This is a genomic window from Pseudomonas sp. MBLB4123, assembly GCF_051904775.1.
GTDB lineage: Bacteria > Pseudomonadota > Gammaproteobacteria > Pseudomonadales > Pseudomonadaceae > Aquipseudomonas > Aquipseudomonas benzenivorans_B.
The window spans coordinates 342133-361528 of sequence record NZ_CP196711.1 but is presented as its reverse complement, the minus strand read 5'-3'; the positions used below and the strand labels follow the sequence as shown (position 1 = coordinate 361528).

20 protein-coding genes, 1 tRNA gene and 1 pseudogene are annotated in these 19396 nt (G+C 64.4%); 3 read left to right on the top strand and 19 right to left on the bottom strand.

Annotated features, from left to right (window positions below):
- Positions 1–6: 6 nt before the first annotated feature.
- Complete coding sequence (locus ACSX1C_RS01790; RefSeq protein ID WP_439887975.1) at positions 7–480, top strand: peroxiredoxin; 474 nt, start codon at positions 7–9, stop codon at positions 478–480.
- A gap of 43 nt (positions 481–523) precedes the next feature.
- On the opposite strand, the gene ACSX1C_RS01785 is transcribed toward ACSX1C_RS01790, so the two are convergent.
- The 3 genes from ACSX1C_RS01785 to ACSX1C_RS01775 all read right to left on the bottom strand — a co-directional run bounded on the left by ACSX1C_RS01785 (position 524) and on the right by ACSX1C_RS01775 (position 3079).
- A complete protein-coding gene (locus tag ACSX1C_RS01785) occupies positions 524–1591 on the bottom strand; it encodes an AI-2E family transporter (RefSeq protein ID WP_439887974.1) in 1068 nt (355 codons plus the stop codon).
- Between the two features lie 159 nt (positions 1592–1750).
- Positions 1751–2731 carry an IS5 family transposase gene (locus ACSX1C_RS01780; protein ID WP_439887973.1) on the bottom strand — a complete coding sequence of 327 codons (981 nt, stop codon included), beginning with the start codon at positions 2729–2731 and terminating at the stop codon, positions 1751–1753.
- A gap of 96 nt (positions 2732–2827) precedes the next feature.
- Positions 2828–3079: a sulfurtransferase TusA family protein gene (locus ACSX1C_RS01775; RefSeq protein WP_318642622.1), complete on the bottom strand. Its 252-nt coding sequence runs from the start codon at positions 3077–3079 to the stop codon at positions 2828–2830.
- A 106-nt stretch (positions 3080–3185) separates the two neighbouring features.
- Here ACSX1C_RS01775 and ACSX1C_RS01770 point away from each other — a divergent pair, with 106 nt between their 5' ends.
- Positions 3186–4619: a M48 family metalloprotease gene (locus tag ACSX1C_RS01770; protein ID WP_439887972.1), complete on the top strand. Its 1434-nt coding sequence runs from the start codon at positions 3186–3188 to the stop codon at positions 4617–4619.
- A 67-nt stretch (positions 4620–4686) separates the two neighbouring features.
- Here ACSX1C_RS01770 and nadA read toward each other — a convergent pair whose 3' ends face one another.
- The 16 genes and pseudogenes from nadA to aspS all read right to left on the bottom strand — a co-directional run bounded on the left by nadA (position 4687) and on the right by aspS (position 17939).
- Complete coding sequence (nadA, locus tag ACSX1C_RS01765; protein ID WP_439887971.1) at positions 4687–5745, bottom strand: quinolinate synthase NadA; 1059 nt, start codon at positions 5743–5745, stop codon at positions 4687–4689.
- A gap of 119 nt (positions 5746–5864) precedes the next feature.
- A tRNA-Lys gene (locus ACSX1C_RS01760) sits at positions 5865–5940 on the bottom strand.
- Positions 5941–5998: 58 nt separating this feature from the next.
- Positions 5999–6673, bottom strand: coding sequence for a 7-cyano-7-deazaguanine synthase QueC (gene queC, locus ACSX1C_RS01755; RefSeq protein ID WP_439887970.1), 675 nt, complete (start codon positions 6671–6673; stop codon positions 5999–6001).
- A gap of 43 nt (positions 6674–6716) precedes the next feature.
- A complete protein-coding gene (gene queE / locus ACSX1C_RS01750) occupies positions 6717–7364 on the bottom strand; it encodes a 7-carboxy-7-deazaguanine synthase QueE (RefSeq protein ID WP_439887969.1) in 648 nt (215 codons plus the stop codon).
- A gap of 118 nt (positions 7365–7482) precedes the next feature.
- Positions 7483–8295 (bottom strand): tol-pal system protein YbgF, encoded by an 813-nt coding sequence (ybgF, locus tag ACSX1C_RS01745; RefSeq protein ID WP_439887968.1) that lies wholly within the window; start codon positions 8293–8295, stop codon positions 7483–7485.
- Positions 8296–8301: 6 nt separating this feature from the next.
- Positions 8302–8799 (bottom strand): peptidoglycan-associated lipoprotein Pal, encoded by a 498-nt coding sequence (gene pal / locus ACSX1C_RS01740; protein WP_213640704.1) that lies wholly within the window; start codon positions 8797–8799, stop codon positions 8302–8304.
- A 52-nt stretch (positions 8800–8851) separates the two neighbouring features.
- On the bottom strand, positions 8852–10153 hold the full coding sequence (tolB, locus tag ACSX1C_RS01735; RefSeq protein ID WP_439887967.1) for a Tol-Pal system beta propeller repeat protein TolB: 1302 nt from the start codon (positions 10151–10153) through the stop codon (positions 8852–8854).
- Positions 10150–11121, bottom strand: coding sequence for a cell envelope integrity protein TolA (gene tolA / locus ACSX1C_RS01730; RefSeq protein ID WP_439889466.1), 972 nt, complete (start codon positions 11119–11121; stop codon positions 10150–10152). Before tolA ends, tolB begins: the two co-directional genes overlap by 4 nt.
- The gene (gene tolR / locus ACSX1C_RS01725; RefSeq protein ID WP_318642639.1) at positions 11118–11570 is read right to left on the bottom strand and encodes a protein TolR; all 453 of its coding nucleotides are present in this window, start codon (positions 11568–11570) and stop codon (positions 11118–11120) included. The genes tolA and tolR overlap by 4 nt, the downstream gene beginning before the upstream one ends.
- A 33-nt stretch (positions 11571–11603) precedes the next feature.
- The gene (tolQ, locus tag ACSX1C_RS01720) at positions 11604–12299 is read right to left on the bottom strand and encodes a protein TolQ (RefSeq protein WP_318642642.1); all 696 of its coding nucleotides are present in this window, start codon (positions 12297–12299) and stop codon (positions 11604–11606) included.
- Positions 12280–12754 (bottom strand): annotated as a pseudogene (gene ybgC / locus ACSX1C_RS01715) (tol-pal system-associated acyl-CoA thioesterase). The gene tolQ and the pseudogene ybgC overlap by 20 nt, the downstream one beginning before the upstream one ends.
- 50 nt (positions 12755–12804) lie before the next feature.
- The gene (ruvB, locus tag ACSX1C_RS01710; RefSeq protein ID WP_439887966.1) at positions 12805–13857 is read right to left on the bottom strand and encodes a Holliday junction branch migration DNA helicase RuvB; all 1053 of its coding nucleotides are present in this window, start codon (positions 13855–13857) and stop codon (positions 12805–12807) included.
- A gap of 157 nt (positions 13858–14014) precedes the next feature.
- Positions 14015–14620, bottom strand: coding sequence for a Holliday junction branch migration protein RuvA (ruvA, locus tag ACSX1C_RS01705; RefSeq protein ID WP_439887965.1), 606 nt, complete (start codon positions 14618–14620; stop codon positions 14015–14017).
- 22 nt (positions 14621–14642) lie between these two features.
- Positions 14643–15167, bottom strand: a complete 525-nt coding sequence (ruvC, locus tag ACSX1C_RS01700; RefSeq protein WP_439887964.1) for a crossover junction endodeoxyribonuclease RuvC — start codon at positions 15165–15167, stop codon at positions 14643–14645.
- Positions 15168–15332: 165 nt separating this feature from the next.
- Complete coding sequence (locus tag ACSX1C_RS01695) at positions 15333–16079, bottom strand: YebC/PmpR family DNA-binding transcriptional regulator (protein WP_439887963.1); 747 nt, start codon at positions 16077–16079, stop codon at positions 15333–15335.
- A gap of 84 nt (positions 16080–16163) precedes the next feature.
- On the bottom strand, positions 16164–17939 hold the full coding sequence (gene aspS, locus ACSX1C_RS01690; protein WP_439887962.1) for an aspartate--tRNA ligase: 1776 nt from the start codon (positions 17937–17939) through the stop codon (positions 16164–16166).
- A gap of 260 nt (positions 17940–18199) precedes the next feature.
- Here aspS and ACSX1C_RS01685 point away from each other — a divergent pair, with 260 nt between their 5' ends.
- Positions 18200–19318 carry an HD domain-containing phosphohydrolase gene (locus ACSX1C_RS01685; protein ID WP_439887961.1) on the top strand — a complete coding sequence of 373 codons (1119 nt, stop codon included), beginning with the start codon at positions 18200–18202 and terminating at the stop codon, positions 19316–19318.
- The last annotated feature ends 78 nt before the right edge of the window (positions 19319–19396 follow it).

The window sequence follows — 19396 nt, the reverse complement described above, 5'->3', positions numbered from 1 at the left end:
CCGACCATGGCCGTCACCCTCGACCACGCCGTTCCCGACTTCCAGGCCCAGGCCACCAGCGGCCAGCAGGTCCAGCTGTCCGCCCTCAAGGGCCAGCAGGTGGTGCTCTACTTCTACCCGAAGGACAGCACCCCCGGCTGCACCACCGAAGGCCAGGGCTTCCGCGATCAGTACCCGGCCTTCCAGGCGGCCAACACCCTGGTCTTCGGCGTATCCCGCGACGGCCTGAAGTCCCACGAGAACTTCAAGGCCAAGCAGGGCTTCCCGTTCGAGCTGATCTCGGACAAGGACGAGACCCTCTGCCAGCTGTTCCAGGTAATCAAGCTGAAGAAACTCTACGGCAAGGAGTACCTGGGCGTCGACCGCAGCACCTTCCTGATCGACCGCAATGGCGTGCTGCGCCAGGAGTGGCGCGGGGTGAAGGTGCCCGGCCATGTCGATGCCGTGCTCGCCGCGGCCCAGACCCTGAATCAGGGGTAGTCGCCCACCGCAGAAAAAGGCCGCTCGATGCGGCCTTTTTCATTTATTCGCCGGCGACCTGCGGCTCGCGCCGCGGCCAGGCGCTGAGCACCGCCTTGAACAAGGTAGCCAGGGGGATGGCGAAGAACACCCCCCAGAATCCCCACAGGCCGCCGAACAGCAGCACCGCGCAGATGATCGCCACCGGGTGCAGGTTGACCGCCTCGGAGAACAGCAGCGGCACCAGCACGTTGCCGTCCAGCGCCTGGATCACCCCGTAGACCACCATCAGGTAGAGGAACTGATCGCTAAGCCCCCACTGGAACAGGGCGATCAACGCCACCGGCACGGTCACCACCACGGCGCCGATATAGGGCACCACCACCGACAGGCCCACCGCCAACGCCAGCAGCGCCGCATAGTTGAGTCCCAGCGCCGCGAAGGCGACGTAGGTGACCCCGCCGCAGATGAGGATCTCGATGAACTTGCCGCGGATGTAGTTGGCGATCTGCTGGTTCATCTCCTGCGCCACCTGGGTGATCAGCGCGCGCTCGCGCGGCAGGTAACCACGCAACCAGGCGCCGATCACCTGGCGATCCTTGAGGAAGAAGAACACCAGGATAGGCACCAGCACCACGTAGACCATGATACCGATCAGCAGCGGCAGGCTGGCCAGGGAGAACGACAGCGCCCACTGGCCGAACTGGCCCAGCTCGCCACGCACCGTCTCGATCAATTGCAGCACCTGGGCATCGCTGATCAGGTTGGGATAGCGCTCGGGCAGCAGCAGGAACAGCGCCTGCCACTCGCCCAGCATCCGCGGCAACTCATTGAACAGATTGCTCAGCTGCCGCCACAGCAGCGGCATCAACACCAGCAGGAACAGCCCGAGCAGACTCATGAACAGGGCGAACACCAGCCACACCGCCGCCAGCTGCGGCAGGCGCAAGCGCTCCAGGGCGTTGACCAGCCCCTGCATCAGGAACGCCAACACCAGCCCGGTGAGCACCGGTGCGAGCATCCCCCCCAGGGTCAGAATCACCGCGAAACCGAGGATCAACAGCACCGCCAACACCACGGCCTGCTCATCGGAGAAGTAGCGGTGCAGCCAGTCGCGTAACACCTTAACCATCAGAATTCCTTAGGGATGGTCTGAAGTAGCCCAGTATTTCTGGCTGACTTCAGCCACTGCCGATTTTGAAAGAGGCGAGCCGATCAAAAATGATCGGATCACCCGCTCATTTCTGTGTTCTCAGCCGTCGTGAGCAGCTCGCGACGGCCATTTTCCGCATTACAGGTGCACCTCTCCTGCGCTGGCCAACAAATGTCGGCGGGCCATCCACAGATTCGACAGGGCAAACAGCGTCACCATGTGCGCGGCATTCTTGGCCAGTCCGCGGAAGCGCACCTTGGTGTAGCCGAACTGCCGCTTGATCACTCGGAATGGATGCTCGACCTTCGCCCGCACCTGGGCCTTGGCTTTCTCGATCTTGCGGAACGCTTTGTACAAGGCACTGCGCTTGCCATGCTTCTTGTAGGTGCTGCGCCGAGCCGCGATCTGCCAGATGACTTGGCGACCTTCATGCTCAGGGCGCTTTTCCACTCCGGTATAACCGGCGTCGGCGCACACCACGTTTTCTTCGCCGTGCAGCAGTTTGTCGACCTGGGTGATATCCGCGACATTGGCGGCGGTCATCACCACGCTATGCACCAGACCCGACTCTTCGTCGGCGCCGATGTGCGCTTTCGCGCCGAAGTAGTATTGGTTGCCTTTCTTGGTTTGGTGCATCTCCGGGTCACGCTTACCGTCCTGGTTCTTGGTCGAACTGGGCGCATGGATCAGCGTCGCATCGACGATGGTGCCCTGACGAAGCGACAGGCCGCGGTCACCCAGGTAGCCATTGATCACCGCCAGTATCCCTGCCGCCAACTCGTGTTTCTCCAGCAGACGGCGGAAGTTGAGGATGGTGGTTTCGTCGGGAATGCGCTCCAGGTTCAGCCCGGCAAACTGGCGCAGGATGGTGGTCTCGTACAGCGCTTCCTCCATCGCCGGATCGCTGTAGCCAAACCAGTTCTGCATCAAGTGCACACGCAGCATCGCCATCAGCGGGTACGCCGGGCGACCACCTTCGCCTTTGGGGTAGTGCGGCTCGATCAGGGCAATCAACCCCTTCCACGGCACCACCTGATCCATCTCGATCAGGAACAGCTCCTTGCGGGTCTGCTTGCGCTTACCGGCATACTCGGCGTCGGCGAAGGTCATCTGTTTCATGGAAAAACTCGCGGGGCGGGATCGACGTATTTCACCAGATTCGGGAAGTGTTTTTCAGAGTGTCCTTAGATCGAAAGCACCTGCACAGACGTTGCGTCAGGCTTTACGCAACCAGTAGCGATAGACGCCGTCTTGCACTTCCTCGCGCAACAGGCTGTGCCCGGCGAGCGTGGCGAAGGCACGGAAGTCGCGCTGCGAACCGGCATCCGTGGCGATGACCTTGAGCACCGCGCCACTGGCCAGACGATTGAGCTCCAACTTGGCCTTGAGCAGCGGCAACGGGCAGCTCAGGCCGCTGGCATCCAGTTGCGCATCGTAACCCTCGAGCCATTCTGGCGTATCGTTCATGCAACCCTCCGAAATAAGCCCCTAGGATACCCAAGGCCGCACAACCCTGGCCAGGCGAGCGCCTGCGCGGCTACAGTATCGGCTTTGTCCGCCAAGAGCCCCGTGCATGAATCTTCTGCGCCCCACCCTGTTGACGCTCGCCTGCCTGCTCGCCCTGCCCGCCACGGCCAGCGACCTGCCGTCGCTCGGCGATGCCAGCTCGGCCCTGGTCTCCCCCCAGCAGGAACATCAGCTCGGAAGGGCCTGGCTGGGCCTGCTGCGCGGCCAGGTCAGCCAGCTGTCCGACCCGCAGCTCAAGGACTTCGTGGAGAGCAGTGTCTACCGCCTGAGCGAGACCAGCCAGCTACAGGACCGGCGCCTGGAGTTCGTCCTGCTCGACAGCCCGCAGATCAACGCCTTCGCCGCGCCCGGCGGCATCATCGGAGTCAACGGCGGACTGTTCCTCTATGCCCAGACCGAGGCCGAGTACGCCTCGGTCATGGCCCACGAACTGGCGCACCTGTCGCAACGCCACTTCGCCCGCGGCCTGGAGGCCCAACAGCGCATGCAGGTGCCGGTGCTGGCGGCGATGCTCGCCGGCATAGTCGCGGCTGCGGCCGGGGCCGGCGACGTCGGCATCGCCACCATCGCCTCGACCCAGGCGGCGGCGATCCAGGAACAGCGGCGCTTCTCCCGGCAGAACGAGCAGGAGGCCGACCGCATCGGCCTGGTCAACCTGGAGAAGGCCGGGTTCGACCCCCGCGCCATGCCCAGCATGTTCGAACGTCTGATGCGCCAGTACCGCTACGACCGCAAGCCACCGGAATTCCTCCTGACCCACCCGGTTTCCGAGTCGCGCATCGCCGACACCCGCAACCGCGCCGAGCAGTACGCCGCCGGTGGCAACCTGGATAGCCTGCGCTACCAGTTGATGCGCGCCCGGGTGAGCCTGATCTACGAGGACACCCCGGGTCTGGCCGCCAAACGTTTTCGCGGCATGCTCGAGGAGAACCCCAAGCTCGACGCCGCGCGCTACGGCCTGGCCCTGGCACAGATCAAGAGCGGCCAGCACAAACAGGCCCGCGAGAGCCTGCAGCCGCTGCTGCAGAAGGCCCCGAACGACACGACCTACAACCTTGCCCAGATCGAGCTGGACATGGCCTCGGGCCAACTCGCCGAAGCCCAGAGCCGCCTCGAGCGGCTGCGCGCCCTGTATCCGAACAACTACCCCCTGCAGCAGGCGCGAGTCGACCTGTTGATGAAACAGGGCCGCGTCCAGGATGCCGAACACGCCCTCGACGAGCTACTCAAGAGCCGCCCGAAGGACCCGGACATCTGGTACCTGGTCGCCGAAGTCCGCGGCCTCAGCGGCAACACCATCGGCCTGCACCAGGCCCGCGCCGAGTTCTTCGCCCTGGTCGGCGACTTCGACCAGGCGATCGAACAGCTCGACTTCGCCAAACGCCGCGCCAGCAACAACTTCCAGCTGGCCTCGCGCATCGACGCGCGGCAACGCGAGCTGATGGAAGACCAGCGCATGATCGAACAGATGCTGCGCTAGCCGTTACCCCCGGCAAACAGCAAAAAGCCCGGAAAATCCGGGCTTTTTCATGACCAGCGAATGGCCGTCAGGCGTTTCCGGCCAGCTTCAGGCGCGCCGCCTGGGTGAAGTCCAGCATGCGCTTGAGCGGCTTGATCGCCCGCGGAATCAGCGCCGGGTCGACGAGAATCTCGTTGCTGCCCTCGCGCAGGCAGGCCAGGGTGCGCTCCAGCGTGTTCATCGCCATCCACGGGCAGTGGGCGCAGCTGCGACAGGTCGCGCCGTTGCCGGCAGTGGGCGCCTCGACGAACGCCTTGTCCGGACACAGCTGCTGCATCTTGTAGAAGATGCCGCGGTCGGTGGCGACGATGAAGGTCTTGTTCGGCAGGGTCTGCGCCGCCTTGATCAGCTGGCTGGTGGAGCCCACCGCATCGGCCAGGTCGATCACCGCAGTCGGCGACTCGGGGTGCACCAGCACCGCCGCATCCGGATACAGCGCCTTCATGTCTTCCAGCTGCTTGGCCTTGAACTCCTCGTGGACGATGCAGGCACCGTCCCACAGCAGCATGTCGGCGCCGGTCTTGTTCTGGATGTAGCGACCCAGGTGCTGGTCCGGCGCCCAGATGATGCTTTCGCCGTTGTCCATCAGGTGCTCGACTATCTCCACCGCACAGCTCGAGGTCACCACCCAGTCCGCGCGCGCCTTCACCGCCGCCGAGGTATTGGCGTAGACCACCACGGTGCGCTGCGGGTGTTGATCGCAGAAGGCGGCGAACTCGTCCACCGGGCAGCCCAGGTCCAGGGAGCAGGTGGCCTCCAGCGTCGGCATCAGCACGCGCTTCTCCGGGTTGAGGATCTTCGCCGTCTCGCCCATGAACTTGACCCCGGCCACCAGCACGGTCTGCGCCGAGTGCTGATTGCCGAAACGGGCCATCTCCAGGGAGTCGGAGACGCAACCGCCGGTCTCCTCGGCCAGTGCCTGGAGTACCGGATCGCAGTAGTAATGCGCGACCAGCACGGCGTTCTGCTTCTTCAGCTCGGCGGCGATCTCGCTGCGATAGAAGGCTTCCTGCTCGGCCGTCAGCGGCTTGGGCTGCTTGGCGTCGAGATGCGCTTGAACCAGGAGGCGTTCGGAAATCTGCGTCATGTCATCGGGCCCTGTGCAAGTCTATTCAGAGCGGAATTCCAGTATACCCGCCGAAGCAAGATGCGAGTGCAGACAGGACGGGACACGAGAGGGAAAACGGGTGAAGCGAGGAAGGAGGTTGGTGGGTCGTGTAGGATTCGAACCTACGACCAATTGGTTAAAAGCCAACTGCTCTACCAACTGAGCTAACGACCCAACGCGAGGCGTATAATACTGATTTAATTCAGAAAAACAACACCCCACGAAAACTATTTTAGAAATAACGGGTCGGATCGGCGACCCCGGCGCCGACGAAGCCCGCCGCACGCAGGCGGCAGCTGTCGCACTTGCCACAGGCGCGGCCATCTTCGTCGGCCTGATAGCAGGACACGGTGAGGGCATAATCCACGCCGTGGCGCAGACCCGCCTGGACGATCTCGGCCTTGCTCATGTTCTGCAGCGGCGCCTGGATGCGGAAGCCCTGCCCTTCGACACCGGCCTTGGTCGCCAGATTGGCCATGCGCTCGAAGGCCTCGACGAACTCGGGACGGCAATCCGGATAACCGGAATAGTCCACTGCATTGACGCCGATGAAGATGTCCCGCGCGCCCAGCACCTCGGCCCAGCCCAGGGCCAGGGAGAGGAAAACCGTATTGCGCGCCGGCACATAGGTGACCGGGATGCCTTCGGTAGGCGCCTCAGGCACCTCGATGCGGCTGTCGGTCAGGGCCGAGCCGCCGATGCCGTCGAGATTGAGGCCGATCACCTTGTGCTCGACCACACCCAGCTGCCGGGCGACCCGCTCGGCCGCCTGCAGCTCGGCACGGTGGCGCTGGCCATAATCGAAGCTCATGCTGTAGCAGGCGTAGCCCTGGGCCTTGGCCAGGGCCACCACGGTGGCCGAATCCAGGCCGCCAGACAGCAGGATGACCGCTCTTTTCTCGCTCATGGAGTACTCCTCGTTGTCAGCGAATAGCGACTGCACCGCGCCCTCAGTGGCCGGGCTCGTCGTTCCAGAGAATCTTGTGCAGCTGCATCTGCAGGCGCACCGGCAGGTTGTCGGCCACTATCCAGTCGGCCAAGGAACGGGCATCCAGCTCATGATGACTGGGCGAGAACAGTACCTCGCCGGCGCGCTCGGGCAGGCGATACTGGATCAGCTTGGACACCGCCCAGTCGTAGTCTTCGCGACTGCAGATGACGAACTTGACCTGGTCATTACGCGTCAGCCACTCGATATTCTCGTAGCGATTGCGCGTCACCTCCGCCGACCCCGGGGTCTTGAGATCGAGCACCTTGCTGACCCGCGGGTCGACCGCCGACACATCCAGCGCCCCGCTGGTCTCCAGGGACACCTCGTAGCCGGCGTCACACAGGCGCTCGAGCAGAGGAATGCAGTTGGGTTGCGCCAGCGGTTCGCCGCCGGTCACACAGATGTAGCGCGGCTTATAGCCGGCGATCTGCCCGAGGATGACCTCGAGGCTCATGATTTCGCCGCCACTGAAGGCATAGGCGGTGTCGCAGTACTGGCAGCGCAGGGGACAGCCGGTCAGGCGTACGAACACGGTCGGCAAGCCGGCGGTGCGCGTCTCCCCCTGCAGCGAGTAGAAAATCTCGGTAATTCGCAGGGTTTCTTGCATATCAGCCACGGGCGTGACGGCTAGACAGGCCATCCGCCTCCGTTGCGGGAAAGGGGGCGCCGATTCTAACGAAAAAACCCGCGCCAGGCGCGGGTTTTCTTGAACGGCGATTCAACTTCTAGGGCAGACGCTGCAGATCCCGCTGGGCCAGCTGCGCGGCCGAGCTGCCCGGATACCGGGCGATGATCTGCTGGAGTATGCCCTTGGCCTTGTCCGTGTTGCCCAGGCGCTGCTCGACATCGGCGAGCTTGAACAGGGAGTCCGGCACCTTGGCATGCTGAGGATAGGCCTGACTGACCCGGGCGAAGGCCTGGCCGGCGCCCTGCAGGTCGCCCTTGGCCAGGTTGACCTCACCCAACCAATACTGGGCGTTGCCGGCGTATTGGCTGTTCGGGTACTTGCGCAGGAAGGCGCCGAAGGCCTGGCTGGCCTTGTCGAAGTCCTTGGCCTTGATCAGGTCGAAGGCAGCGTCATAGAACAGCTTTTCCTTCTCCGGATCGGCCGGGCCACTGGCGGCAGGCGCCTGACCGATAGGGGACTGAGAAACACCGCCGGCAGCTGGTGCGCCGTCGGGTGAAGGATTCTGGGCAGGCGCAGCTCCGGCCGCACCACCACTCAAGCGTCGATCGAGGTCCTGGTAGCGCTCCAGGCTCTCCTTTTTCAAACGCTGGATTTCATACTGCTGCTCCTCGAGCAGCCCGCGCAGTTGCGCGATCTCCTGCTGCATCTGTTGCAGCTGGGTGAACATCATGCCCTGCGCCGAGGCAGGGGCTTCCGCCCCTCCCCCGACGTAGGCGCCGGACGTGCCGTAACCGGCCGGCGGATAACTGCTGCCGTAAGCGGCATCGTTATCCACCACGGGAACCTCGGCCCAGGCCGCGAGCGGCAGGGCGAGCGCCAAAACGGTTACAGCACGGCGGCAGCTACGCATGGCGAATTACTTACGCAGTTCGACGCGACGGTTCTGGGCCCAGGACTGCTCGTCGTTGCCGGTGGCAACGGCACGCTCTTCGCCGTAGGAAACCAGCTCCAGCTGAGCCGGGGAAACGCCCTGCAGCACCATGTAGCGCTGAACGGCCTTGGCACGACGCTCGCCCAGAGCCATGTTGTATTCGCGGGTACCGCGCTCGTCGGCATGGCCTTCCAGCACGACGCGAGCGCCGTTGCCTTTCAGGTCCTTGGCGTGAACGTCCAGAGCGCGCATGGCTTCCGGCTTCAGGTCGGAGCTGTCGTACTCGAAGTAGAAGGTGGTGATAGCGCGCAGAGCGGCTTCTTCGCTCAGGCTGCCATCTACGGCGCCAGTGTTAGCACCGTAGCCCGCGTTCGGGTCTACTGCACCTTCGCCAGCAGCGTCGCCGCCCTTGGAAGAACAACCAACGGCCACGGCGAGAGCCAGGCTCAGAGCAGCAAACTTGCCGAATTTCAGCATTTCCATCATGTAACCCCAGTGTGTTAAGCAAAAAGTTTAAAGGTACAACAACACCGCATCAGTTCAGGTAGGGGGACCAGGAAGGCTCTCGAACTTCGCCTTGAGCGGTAGGAAGAGGGAGCCTCACGCGCCCGTTGATGGACGCTAACATCAAGACTCCCCGACCCTGCTGGCGGGTGGCGTAGATTAGCATGGTGCCATTAGGCGCAACAGTGGGGGACTCATCCAAACTGGTGTCAGAAAGGATGCGTGGAGCCCCACCGCGAACCAGATCCATGGCCGCTACTTTGAACACGGTAAAACCATCCTGGCGATGGATCATCACCAGGGTCTTCTCGTCGGCGGAGAGCTTCGGGTTGGCGTTGTAGTTGCCGACGAAGGTCACCCGATCCACCGCACCGCTGGCGATGTTGGTTTTATATATCTGTGGTTTGCCGGCACGATCCGAGGTGAAGTAGACGGTCTGCCCATCCTTGCCCCAGAACGGCTCGGTATCGATCGCATAGTGGTTGGTCACCCGGCGCAGCTGGCGCGAGCCCATGTCCATGACATAGATCTCCGGATTGCCGTCGCGCGACAGCACGAAGGCCAGGCGGCTGCCGTCCGGCGACCAGGCAGGCGCGCCGTTGAGCCCCTCGAAATTGGTGATCTGCTCGCGACGACCGGTATCGATGTGCTGGACGAAGATGCGCGGACGCTTCTGCTCGAAGGACACGTAGGCGATGCGGCGGCCATCCGGCGCGAACGACGGCGAGAGGATCGGCTCGCGCGATTGCAGCAGCGTCACCGCACGGGCACCGTCGTAGTCCGAGCGCTGCAGGGTGTAGCGGGTATTGTTGACCCCGAAACGCTCGGCGGTGACATAGAGCATGCGCGTGGAAAACGCGCCCTTGACCCCGGTCAGTTTCTCGAACGCCAGGTCGGCGATGTGGTGGGCCATGTCGCGCAGCTGATCGGTGCCGCCACCGACGCTGCCGGTCAGCACCTGCTGCTCGGTGGCCACGTTGAACAGGGCGAACTGCACCTGCAGACGCCCGCCGGCGGGGACCATGCTGCCGACCAGCACGTACTGCGCGCCGAGGGCCTTCCAGTCGCGATAGATGACCTCGCTGGCCTGGGTCGGCAGGCTGATCATGTTCTGCCGCGGAATCGGCTCGAACACGCCGGAATTACGCAGGTCGTTGCCGACGATCTCGGCGATGTCCTCGGGCAGCACGGTGCCGCCCTGCCAGCCGAAGGGCACCACGGCGATCGGCGTCGCCCGATCGGTACCGCTGGTGATCACCAGCGGGTCAGCTGCCTGCACGCCGCCGACCAACATGGCCAGGCCCAGCAGGACGATACGCATCAGGGTGTTCACAGACCTAAATCCTCCGGTTTGAAGATCACGCGCCGCTGCCGGTAGAGCCGGTCGAAGGTCGCGCGATCGAGTTGTTGCATCTCGCTGATACGGCCGACGTTACGCACCGCCTGCACCGCCGAACTGTCGAACGGCGCATCGCCACTGGCGCGGGTCACGCTGGCGTTGATGATGGTGCCGTCCGGCAGCATCTCGATCAGTATTTCTACGCTCATGCCGTTACGCGCCGATGGCGGACGACGCCATTGCTCGCTCACCAGCCTGACGATCAAGTCGTCGAGACTACCAGCGACCTGGTCGCCATGGGTGTCGGCCAGCGCCTGCTGGTGCTGCACGTCATCGGAGAGCAACTCGGCCAATGCCGCGGCCTTCTTGTCCTCGACCGCCTTGCGCGCCTGCTCGGCCGCCTTCTTCTTGGCGTCCTCGGCGGCCTTCTTCTTCGCTGCCTCGGCTGCCGCTTTCTTCTTGGCCTCTTCGGCCGCTTTCTTCTTAGCCTCTTCCGCCGCCTTCTTCTTGGCGTCCTCGGCGGCCTTCTTCTTCGCCGCTTCTTCGGCCGCCTTCTTCTTGGCGATATCGGCCAGTTTCTTCTGCTCGGCCGCCTTGGCCGCCTCGGCCTTCTTCGCCGCTTCCGCCTTTCGAGCCTCCTCGGCCTTCTTTTGTTCCGCCGCCTTGGCCGCCGCCTGCTTCTGCTGCTCGGCCTTCTTCTGCTCCAGCTGCTCGGTTTCGTATTGCGGCGCAGCCGTCTTCTTCGCCTCGCCGGCGATTTTCTGGTTGGTCTGGGTGGTCGCCTGGCTCTGCGATTGCAGCTGGTACAGGGTCGCCTGGACGATCGGCCGGGCCGGCGGCAGGTCCGGGGCGAAGGCGAAACTGACGAACAGCATGGCGAACATCAGCACATGCAACGCCACGGCCCACACCACCGGCCAGAACAGACTTTCCGAAGGAGAGCGCTCACGCTGCTGCATCAGGGCGCCTCGGTGATCAGCCCGACGTTACCCACGTCGGCCTGCTGCAAGCCACTCATCGCCGCCATCACGGAACCGTAGTCGACGGCCTTGTCGCCGCGCATCAACACCTGCACCTGCTTGCCCTGACTGCGACTCTGATTGAGGATCGCGGTCACGGCCCGGACCATCTCGTCCAGGGTCAAGGCCTGCTCCTGCACGGTGTCGACATCGACCTCGGAACCCATATTCCAGTAGTAGGTCTTGTCGGCCTTGATGGAGATGGTCAGCACCTGGGCATCGTTGTCCTGCGGCAGCACCTCGCTGCTGACCTTGGGCAGGTCGACCTTGACCCCCTGGTTGAGCATCGGCGCGGTCACCATGAAGATCACCAGCAGCACCAGCATCACGTCGATGTAGGGCACCACATTCATCTCGGCGACGGGCTTGCGTCTGTTGCGAATTCTGACCATGACTGAAAAACCTATCCGGTAAATGCCAAAGGCTTAGTCGTCGTTGACATGGACCTTGCGGTGCAGGATCGCCTGGAATTCGTCGGCGAAGGTGTAGTAGCGGCCGATCAGCATCTCGCCACGGGCGGAGAAGCGGTTGTAGGCGATCACCGCCGGAATCGCGGCGAACAGGCCGATGGCCGTGGCGATCAACGCCTCGGCGATACCCGGGGCGACGGTGGCCAGAGTGGCCTGCTGCACCTGGGCCAGGCCGCGGAAGGAATTCATGATGCCCCACACGGTACCGAACAGGCCGATGTAGGGGCTGGTCGAGCCGACGGTGGCGAGGAACGGCAGGCTCTGCTCGAGCTTCTCCTCCTCGCGCGAGATGGCCACACGCATGGCTCGCGACACGCCGTCCATCACTGCGTCCGGATCGACGCCCTGTTGCTGGCGCAGGCGGGAGAACTCCTTGAAGCCGGCACGGAAGATCTGCTCCAGCCCCGAGTCCGGGTCCGGGTTGCTGCCGGCCTGACGATACAGCTTGGACAGGTCGATGCCGGACCAGAAGCGCTCCTCGAACATGTCCAGGGCGCCCTTGGCGGCACGCAGCAGGGTGCTGCGCTGGAAAATCATCACCCATGAGGTCACCGAGGCGGCCACCAGGGTGAGCATCACCAATTGCACCACCAGACTGGCGTTGCTGATCAGACTCCACATCGACATGTGGTCAACGGCATTGGCTTCCACGCTTACTCTCCTGCTCTAGAGGGACCCGCGCCGCCCGACTCGGCAAAGGCCGCTCGCAGCTTTTCGGGAATGGCCCGGGGTTTCAAATTGTCGGCACGCACACAGGCCACCAAAAACTGCCCTTCGCAGAGCAGCACATCGTCCGCCGCCCGCCTGACACGTTGACGAAAACGCAGGCTGGCACGGTTCAACTCGATCACGTCGGCACTCACCAGCAGCTCGTCATCCAGACGCGCCGGCGCGTGATAGCGCGCCTCGGTCGAGTGCACGACGAACAACAGGCCCTCACCAGCCAGCGCCGACTGGGCAAAGCCCAGGTCGCGCAGCCGCTCGGTGCGGGCCCGTTCCATAAACTTGAGGTAATTGACGTAGTAGACGATGCCGCCGGCATCGGTGTCCTCGTAGTAAACACGACAACGATGGGCGAACGGCTGAACTCCGTTTTGCGCGCGCATACTCTAGTGCCAGCTCCTGCTCTTGCCAATCGGGTGCCGCAAGTATTTTTTCATGCGCCGTCACCCTCGAATAAATCCGCCACCGGCGCCTCCCCCATGCGTTTGGGCGCATTGAGGCCGAAGTGCAGGTAAGCATGGCGAGTCACCACCCGCCCCCGCGGCGTGCGCATGATATAGCCCTGCTGGATCAGGTAGGGCTCCAGTACATCCTCGATGGTATGTCGCTCCTCCCCTATCGCCGCTGCGAGGTTGTCGACGCCCACCGGGCCGCCATCGAACTTCTCGATCATGGTCAACAGCAGGCGCCGGTCCTGGTGATCGAAACCACGCTCATCGACATCCAGCAGGTTCAGCGCCTGGTCGGCGATCTGCCGGGAGATTTCCCCCCTGCCCCGCACCTCGGCGAAATCGCGCACGCGGCGCAGCAGACGGTTGGCGATGCGCGGCGTGCCACGGGCGCGACGGGCGATCTCGAAGGCGCCCTGGGCCTCGGTCGGCAGGCCGAGAATGCCCGCCGAACGGCTGACAATGGTGGCCAGGTCGTCGACGCCGTAGAACTCCAGGCGCTGGACGATGCCGAAGCGGTCGCGCAGCGGGTTGGTCAGCATGCCGGCGCGGGTGGTGGCGCCGACCAGGGTGAAGGGCGGCAGGTCCAGCTTGATCGAACGGGCCGCAGGCCCCTCGCCGATCATGATGTCGAGCTGGAAGTCCTCCATCGCCGGGTACAACACCTCTTCGACTATGGGCGACAGACGATGAATCTCGTCGACGAACAGCACATCGCCCGGCTCCAGATTGGTCAGCAGCGCCGCCAGATCGCCCGGCCGCTCGAGCACCGGGCCGGAGGTGCTCTTGATCGACACGCCCATTTCCTGGGCGATGATATTGGCCAGGGTGGTCTTGCCCAGCCCCGGCGGGCCGAAGATCAGGGTGTGATCGAGCGCCTCCGCCCTGCCCTTGGCGGCCTGGATAAACAGCTCCATCTGCTCGCGCACGCCCGGCTGGCCGATGTACTCGGCCAGCCTCAGCGGACGAATGGCGCGATCGACCTGTTCCTCGCGGTCACGGGGGCTGGCGGTGATCAGGCGATCTGCTTCTATCATCTAGGGAACTGTCTCGGGCGTTAGGCTGGGGCGCGGCGGCGACCGCCACGCCAACTCATGGAACTGACCACACTGGGCGCCATTGCGCGGCAAAGCAAGGCACGGCACTCGGCCGCCGACGAGCTTCAACTGGCGGCCGCACGCGAGTGGCTGCGCATCAAATCATGCCCTTGAGGGCACGGCGGATCATATCCTCACTACTCAGGCCGTCCGCCTTGACGGCCGCGACCGCGCGGCTGGCCTCCTGCGGCTTGTACCCCAGGGAGATCAGCGCGCTGACCGCATCATTCTCCGCGCTTGAGACTGCATCGGCGCCCCGAGGTTCAACCACCAGGGCGGTCATGCCCGGCACGGCCTCCCAGGCCTTGAAGCGCCCCTTGAGTTCCAGCAGCAGGCGTTCGGCGGTCTTCTTGCCGACCCCCGGAACCTTGACCAGGGCCGAAGTATCCTGGGCCTGCACACAGCGCACCAGCTCGTCGACGTCCAGGCCGGACATCAGCGCCAACGCCAGTTTCGGCCCGACGCCGCTGAGGCGAATCAGTTCGCGAAACAGCTCGCGCTCGCGCTTCTCGAAGAAGCCGTAGAGCAGGTGGGCATCCTCGCGCACCACCAGATGGGTGTGCAGGGTCAAGGGTTCGCCCACCGACGGCAAGCGGTACAGGGTGGTCATGGGCACTTCCAGCTCGTAGCCCAGGCCATTCACATCCACTATCACATGGGGCGGCTGCTTCTCCGCCAGGGTGCCGCGCAATCGTCCGATCACCGCAGTTTTTCCTTGAGTCAGGTTACAAACGAAGGCGGCCGCTGCGCCGCTTGGCTCCGGACAGGCCATGGGGGATCAGGCTCTGCCGGTGGTGGGCATGACAGAGGGCGATGGCCAGGGCATCCGAGGCGTCGATCTGCGGCTTCTGCACCAACTTGAGCAGGTGCATGACCATCATCTGCACCTGCTCCTTGTCCGCCCCGCCGCTTCCGGCGATCGCCTGCTTGACCTGGGTGGCGGTGTACTCGGCCACCTCCAGCCCCGCCTCGATGCCGGCGAGGATCGCCGCGCCCCGCGCCTGGCCGAGCTTCAGCGCAGAATCGGCGTTGCGCGCCATGAACACCTGTTCGATGCCCATGGTCACCGGCCCATAGCGCTCGATCACCTCGCGCACGCCGCGAAACACCGCCTGCAGGCGCTCGGGCAAGGCGCCGCCACCGGTGCGGATGCAGCCGGAGGCGACGTATTCGCACCGGCGCCCGGTATCGCGCACCACGCCATAGCCGGTGATGCGCGAGCCGGGGTCTATTCCGAGTATCAGTGTCATGCTCCGCCCTTCATACGCATCGCCGGCCGCAATACTGTCTATTTATCCAGGCTGCGAGTATAGGGGCAACGTCACACTCAGTCACCCGACGGGCGCCCATAAAAAAGCCGGAAGCGCCTGGGCAGCCCTCACCCGACAACTTCCGGCCGCCCGATCCGGGGCCGCTCAGCCGATCTGCTCCATGATCTCGTCGGAGATCTCGGCGTTGTGGTAGACGTTCTGCACGTCGTCGAGGTCTTCGAGCATGTCGATCAGCTTGATCACCCTCTGCGCGGTCTCCAGATCCTCGATGGGCGCGGCGATCGAGGGGATCATGGCGATCTCCGAGTCGTCGCCCTTGAACCCGGCCTCGGCCAGCGCCTCGTTGACCGCATGGAAATCGCTGAAGGGCGTGTAGACCTCGACCGACCCGTCCTCGCCAGCGACCACGTCGTCGGCGCCGGCCTCCAGCGCCGCCTCCATCAGGGCGTCCTCGTCCACGCCCGGGGCGTAGCTGATGTGCCCCTTGCGCTCGAACATGTAAGCCACCGAGCCGTCGGTACCGAGGTTGCCGCCGCACTTGCTGAAGGCGTGGCGCACTTCGGCGGCGGTGCGGTTGCGATTGTCGGTCATGGCCTCGACGATGATGGCCACGCCGCTCGGCGCATAGCCCTCGTAGCTCAGCTCGATCATGTTGTCGGCTTCGTTGGTGCCGGCCCCGCGGGCGATGGCGCGGTCGATCACATCGCGCGTCATGTTGGCGGTCAGCGCCTTGTCCACGGCCAGGCGCAGGCGCGGGTTGTCCGCCGGCACCCCGCCGCTCTTGGCCGCCACGGTCAGCTCACGAATGATCTTGGTGAAGATCTTGCCGCGCTTGGCGTCCTGACGCCCCTTGCGGTGCTTGATGTTGGCCCATTTGGAATGACCAGCCATAACTCACTCCATCTTTGCTTCGAATCAGAATTGTAACGCCCAAAACCAAGGAGCCTGGCGTCACCAGGCTCCTGTCGGCAGGGCTTACTCGGCCTTGGGCTGCTCGCGCAGGCGGATATGCAGCTCGCGCAGGGCCTTGTTGTCCACCTCGCCCGGGGCCTGGGTCATGACGCAGGCGGCGCTCTGGGTCTTCGGGAAGGCGATAACCTCGCGGATCGACTGGGCGCCGGTCATCAGCATCACCAGACGGTCCAGGCCGAAGGCCAGGCCACCATGGGGCGGCGCGCCGAACTTCAGGGCATCGAGGAGGAAGCCGAATTTCTCCTGCTGCTCGGCCTCGTCGATGCCCAGCACGCGGAACACCGCCTGCTGCATGCCCTTGTCATGGATACGGATGGAACCGCCCCCCAGCTCGGTGCCGTTCAGGACCATATCGTAAGCCCGCGACAGCGCGGTCGACGGGCTCGCCTCCAGCTCGGCCGCACTGCAGCTCGGCGAGGTGAAGGGATGGTGCAACGAGGTCAGGCTGCCGTCGTCGTTTTCCTCGAACATGGGGAAGTCCACCACCCACAGCGGCGCCCACGCGCAGGTCAGCAGGTTCAGGTCATGACCCAGCTTGATGCGCAGCGCGCCCAGGGCCTCGCTGACGATCTTGGCCTTGTCGGCACCGAAGAACACGATATCGCCATCGACCGCGCCGACGCGATCGAGGATGACCTCGAGATTCTCCGCCGGGATGTTCTTGACGATCGGCGACTGCAGGCCCTCGACGCCCTTGGCGCGCTCGTTGACCTTGATATAGGCCAGACCCTTGGCGCCGTAGATGCCGACGAACTTGGTGTAGTCGTCGATCTGCTTGCGCGGCATGCTCGCCCCGCCCGGCACGCGCAGCGCGGCGACGCGGCAGGCCGGATCGTTGGCCGGGCCGCTGAAGACCTTGAACTCGACGTCCTTGAGCTGGTCGGCCACGTCCACCAACTCCAGCGGGATACGCAGGTCCGGCTTGTCCGAACCGTAGCGGCGCATGGCCTCGGCGAAGCTCATGTGCGGGAAGTCGCCGAACTCCACGTCCAGCACTTCCTTGAACAACTGGCGGACCATCTTCTCGGTGATGCCCATGATGTCGCGCTCATCGAGGAAGCTGGTCTCGATGTCGATCTGGGTGAACTCCGGCTGCCGGTCGGCGCGCAGGTCTTCGTCGCGGAAGCACTTGGCGATCTGGTAGTAGCGATCGAAGCCGGCCACCATCAGCAACTGCTTGAACAGCTGCGGCGACTGCGGCAGGGCGAAGAAGCTGCCGGCGTGGGTACGGCTCGGCACCAGGTAGTCGCGCGCACCCTCCGGGGTCGCGCGGGTCAGAATCGGCGTCTCGACGTCGAGGAAGCCGTTGTCGTCCAGGTAGCGACGGATGCTGGTGGTGATGCGCGAGCGCAACTTGAGCTTCTCGGCCATCTCCGGACGACGCAGGTCGATGAAGCGGTAGCGCAGGCGGGTCTCCTCGCCGACATCGGTGTATTCGTTGAGCGGAAACGGCGGGGTCTCCGCCTCGTTCAGCACTTCCAGCTGGTAACCCAGCACCTCGATGGCACCGGAGGCCATGTTCGGGTTGACCGCGCCGGCCGGGCGCAGACGTACCTTGCCGGTCAGCTTGACCACGTACTCGCTGCGCACCTTGTCGGCCGTGGCGAAGGTCTCGGCACGGTCCGGGTCGAACACCACCTGGGCCAGGCCTTCACGGTCGCGAATGTCGAGGAAAATCACCCCGCCATGGTCGCGACGGCGGTGCACCCAACCGCAAAGGGTGATTTCCTGGCCGTCCAGGCTCTCGTTCAGTTGGCCGCAATAGTGGCTGCGCATCATGGTGGTAGTCGCTTCTCTTGAGTCTTGAATTCGTTGGGCCGCAACGCTTGCGGCATGCTTAACCGGCTTCGCGGCAGGCCGAGCCGGCAGAACCACGCGACATGACGGGACCGCCGGCGCCCTTGTGCAGGCAGCCATCAACCGGAATGCCGCGGCAAAGCGCGGGATTATATATGGTTAGGCCGCCACGTGCAGCCGCCTCCCCGCGCAGCCGCGCCATGCCTCTCTTATACTCAGTGCCTGCCCGCAGGAGATCGAACATGGCCACCCCCCGTATCGCCGAGCTGAGCACCGACCAACTGGCGGACTTTCGCCAGGAAGCCGCCGAGCAGTTCCAACGCTGCGAACAGCTGCTGATCGAACTGGAACACACACCGGACGACGGCGAACGCCTGCGTGATCTGTTCCGCCAGGTGCACACCCTCAAGGGCAACCTCGGCATTGTCGGCCTGGGAGCATTGATCCCCCTGCCCCAGGCACTGGAAGATGTGCTCGACCGCCTGCGCCAGATGCAGCTGGACTTCGACAGCCTGCTCGGCGACATCCTGCTGCTCAGCCTGGACCATCTGAAGGAATTGCTCGAACACGCCTTCAGCGGCACCCCCGCCCGCCTCGACGGCACTCAGATCGACACCCTCAGCCAGGCGCTACGCGCCCTATCCCGCGCCCCCGCCGAGCGCCAGGCGACCATGCGCCGCACCCTGCTGGGACAACTCGCGCCCGACACTCGCCTGATCGCCCCAACGCCGACAGGCGACTCGCCGGCCCGCGAACTGATCGAGCGCCACGGCCTCGAGCCCGATGCTGACCTGCTGTTTTTCCTGGAACTGATGCAGGCCAGCGAACGTCGCTCGCATTATTGGCAAGGTCGCGGCCTGCGCCAGCTGGACCTGGCACTGACTATCAACAGTCTCGGCGACAGCCCCGAAGACCCTCGGCAACTGGCGGCCGCCGTGGGCCTGCACGACCTGGGCATGGCCTTCCTGCCGCTGACCATGCTGCACAAGCAATCCCAGCTGAGCCCCGAAGAAGTCGAGCAGATGCAGGCGCATCCCGGCGTGGCGAGCAATCTGCTCGGGCATATGCCCTGCTGGAGCGATGCCGCAGAGATCGTCCTGCAGCACCAGGAACACGCCGACGGCAGTGGCTACCCCGAAGGACTGAAGGAAAGCGACACCCGCCCCGGCGCACTCATTCTCAACATCGTCGACACCTTCGACGCACGCACCCATGAACGCGCCCATCAGACCCTGAGCAAGCGCCCACTACTGCGTGCCATCCTGGAAATCAATGGCCTGGCCGGCAGCCAGTTCAGCGCACACTGGGTCGAGGTGTTCAATCGCAGCCTGCGTCAACACCCTCAGCTGGCTCAGCGCTGAACACCCCGCTCGCCCAACCACAAACACAGGCGCCCCTCCCAATAGCCTCCAACCATCGCCGCCATTGATAGAACCGTC

What these genes read in the sequence shown, in the direction of transcription:
- ACSX1C_RS01780 (WP_439887973.1), bottom strand. Translation starts at nt 2,731, where the DNA reads ATGAAACAGATGACCTTCGCCGACGCCGAGTATGCCGGTAAGCGCAAG.
- queC (WP_439887970.1), bottom strand. Translation starts at nt 6,673, where the DNA reads ATGAGCGAGAAAAGAGCGGTCATCCTGCTGTCTGGCGGCCTGGATTCG.
- ACSX1C_RS01695 (WP_439887963.1), bottom strand. Translation starts at nt 16,079, where the DNA reads ATGGCTGGTCATTCCAAATGGGCCAACATCAAGCACCGCAAGGGGCGT.
- ruvB (WP_439887966.1), bottom strand. Translation starts at nt 13,857, where the DNA reads ATGATAGAAGCAGATCGCCTGATCACCGCCAGCCCCCGTGACCGCGAG.
- queE (WP_439887969.1), bottom strand. Translation starts at nt 7,364, where the DNA reads ATGCAAGAAACCCTGCGAATTACCGAGATTTTCTACTCGCTGCAGGGG.
- aspS (WP_439887962.1), bottom strand. Translation starts at nt 17,939, where the DNA reads ATGATGCGCAGCCACTATTGCGGCCAACTGAACGAGAGCCTGGACGGC.
- ruvC (WP_439887964.1), bottom strand. Translation starts at nt 15,167, where the DNA reads ATGACACTGATACTCGGAATAGACCCCGGCTCGCGCATCACCGGCTAT.
- ACSX1C_RS01685 (WP_439887961.1), top strand. Translation starts at nt 18,200, where the DNA reads ATGGCCACCCCCCGTATCGCCGAGCTGAGCACCGACCAACTGGCGGAC.
- ACSX1C_RS01770 (WP_439887972.1), top strand. Translation starts at nt 3,186, where the DNA reads ATGAATCTTCTGCGCCCCACCCTGTTGACGCTCGCCTGCCTGCTCGCC.
- tolR (WP_318642639.1), bottom strand. Translation starts at nt 11,570, where the DNA reads ATGGTCAGAATTCGCAACAGACGCAAGCCCGTCGCCGAGATGAATGTG.
- ACSX1C_RS01775 (WP_318642622.1), bottom strand. Translation starts at nt 3,079, where the DNA reads ATGAACGATACGCCAGAATGGCTCGAGGGTTACGATGCGCAACTGGAT.
- nadA (WP_439887971.1), bottom strand. Translation starts at nt 5,745, where the DNA reads ATGACGCAGATTTCCGAACGCCTCCTGGTTCAAGCGCATCTCGACGCC.
- ACSX1C_RS01785 (WP_439887974.1), bottom strand. Translation starts at nt 1,591, where the DNA reads ATGGTTAAGGTGTTACGCGACTGGCTGCACCGCTACTTCTCCGATGAG.
- ACSX1C_RS01790 (WP_439887975.1), top strand. Translation starts at nt 7, where the DNA reads ATGGCCGTCACCCTCGACCACGCCGTTCCCGACTTCCAGGCCCAGGCC.
- ybgF (WP_439887968.1), bottom strand. Translation starts at nt 8,295, where the DNA reads ATGCGTAGCTGCCGCCGTGCTGTAACCGTTTTGGCGCTCGCCCTGCCG.
- pal (WP_213640704.1), bottom strand. Translation starts at nt 8,799, where the DNA reads ATGGAAATGCTGAAATTCGGCAAGTTTGCTGCTCTGAGCCTGGCTCTC.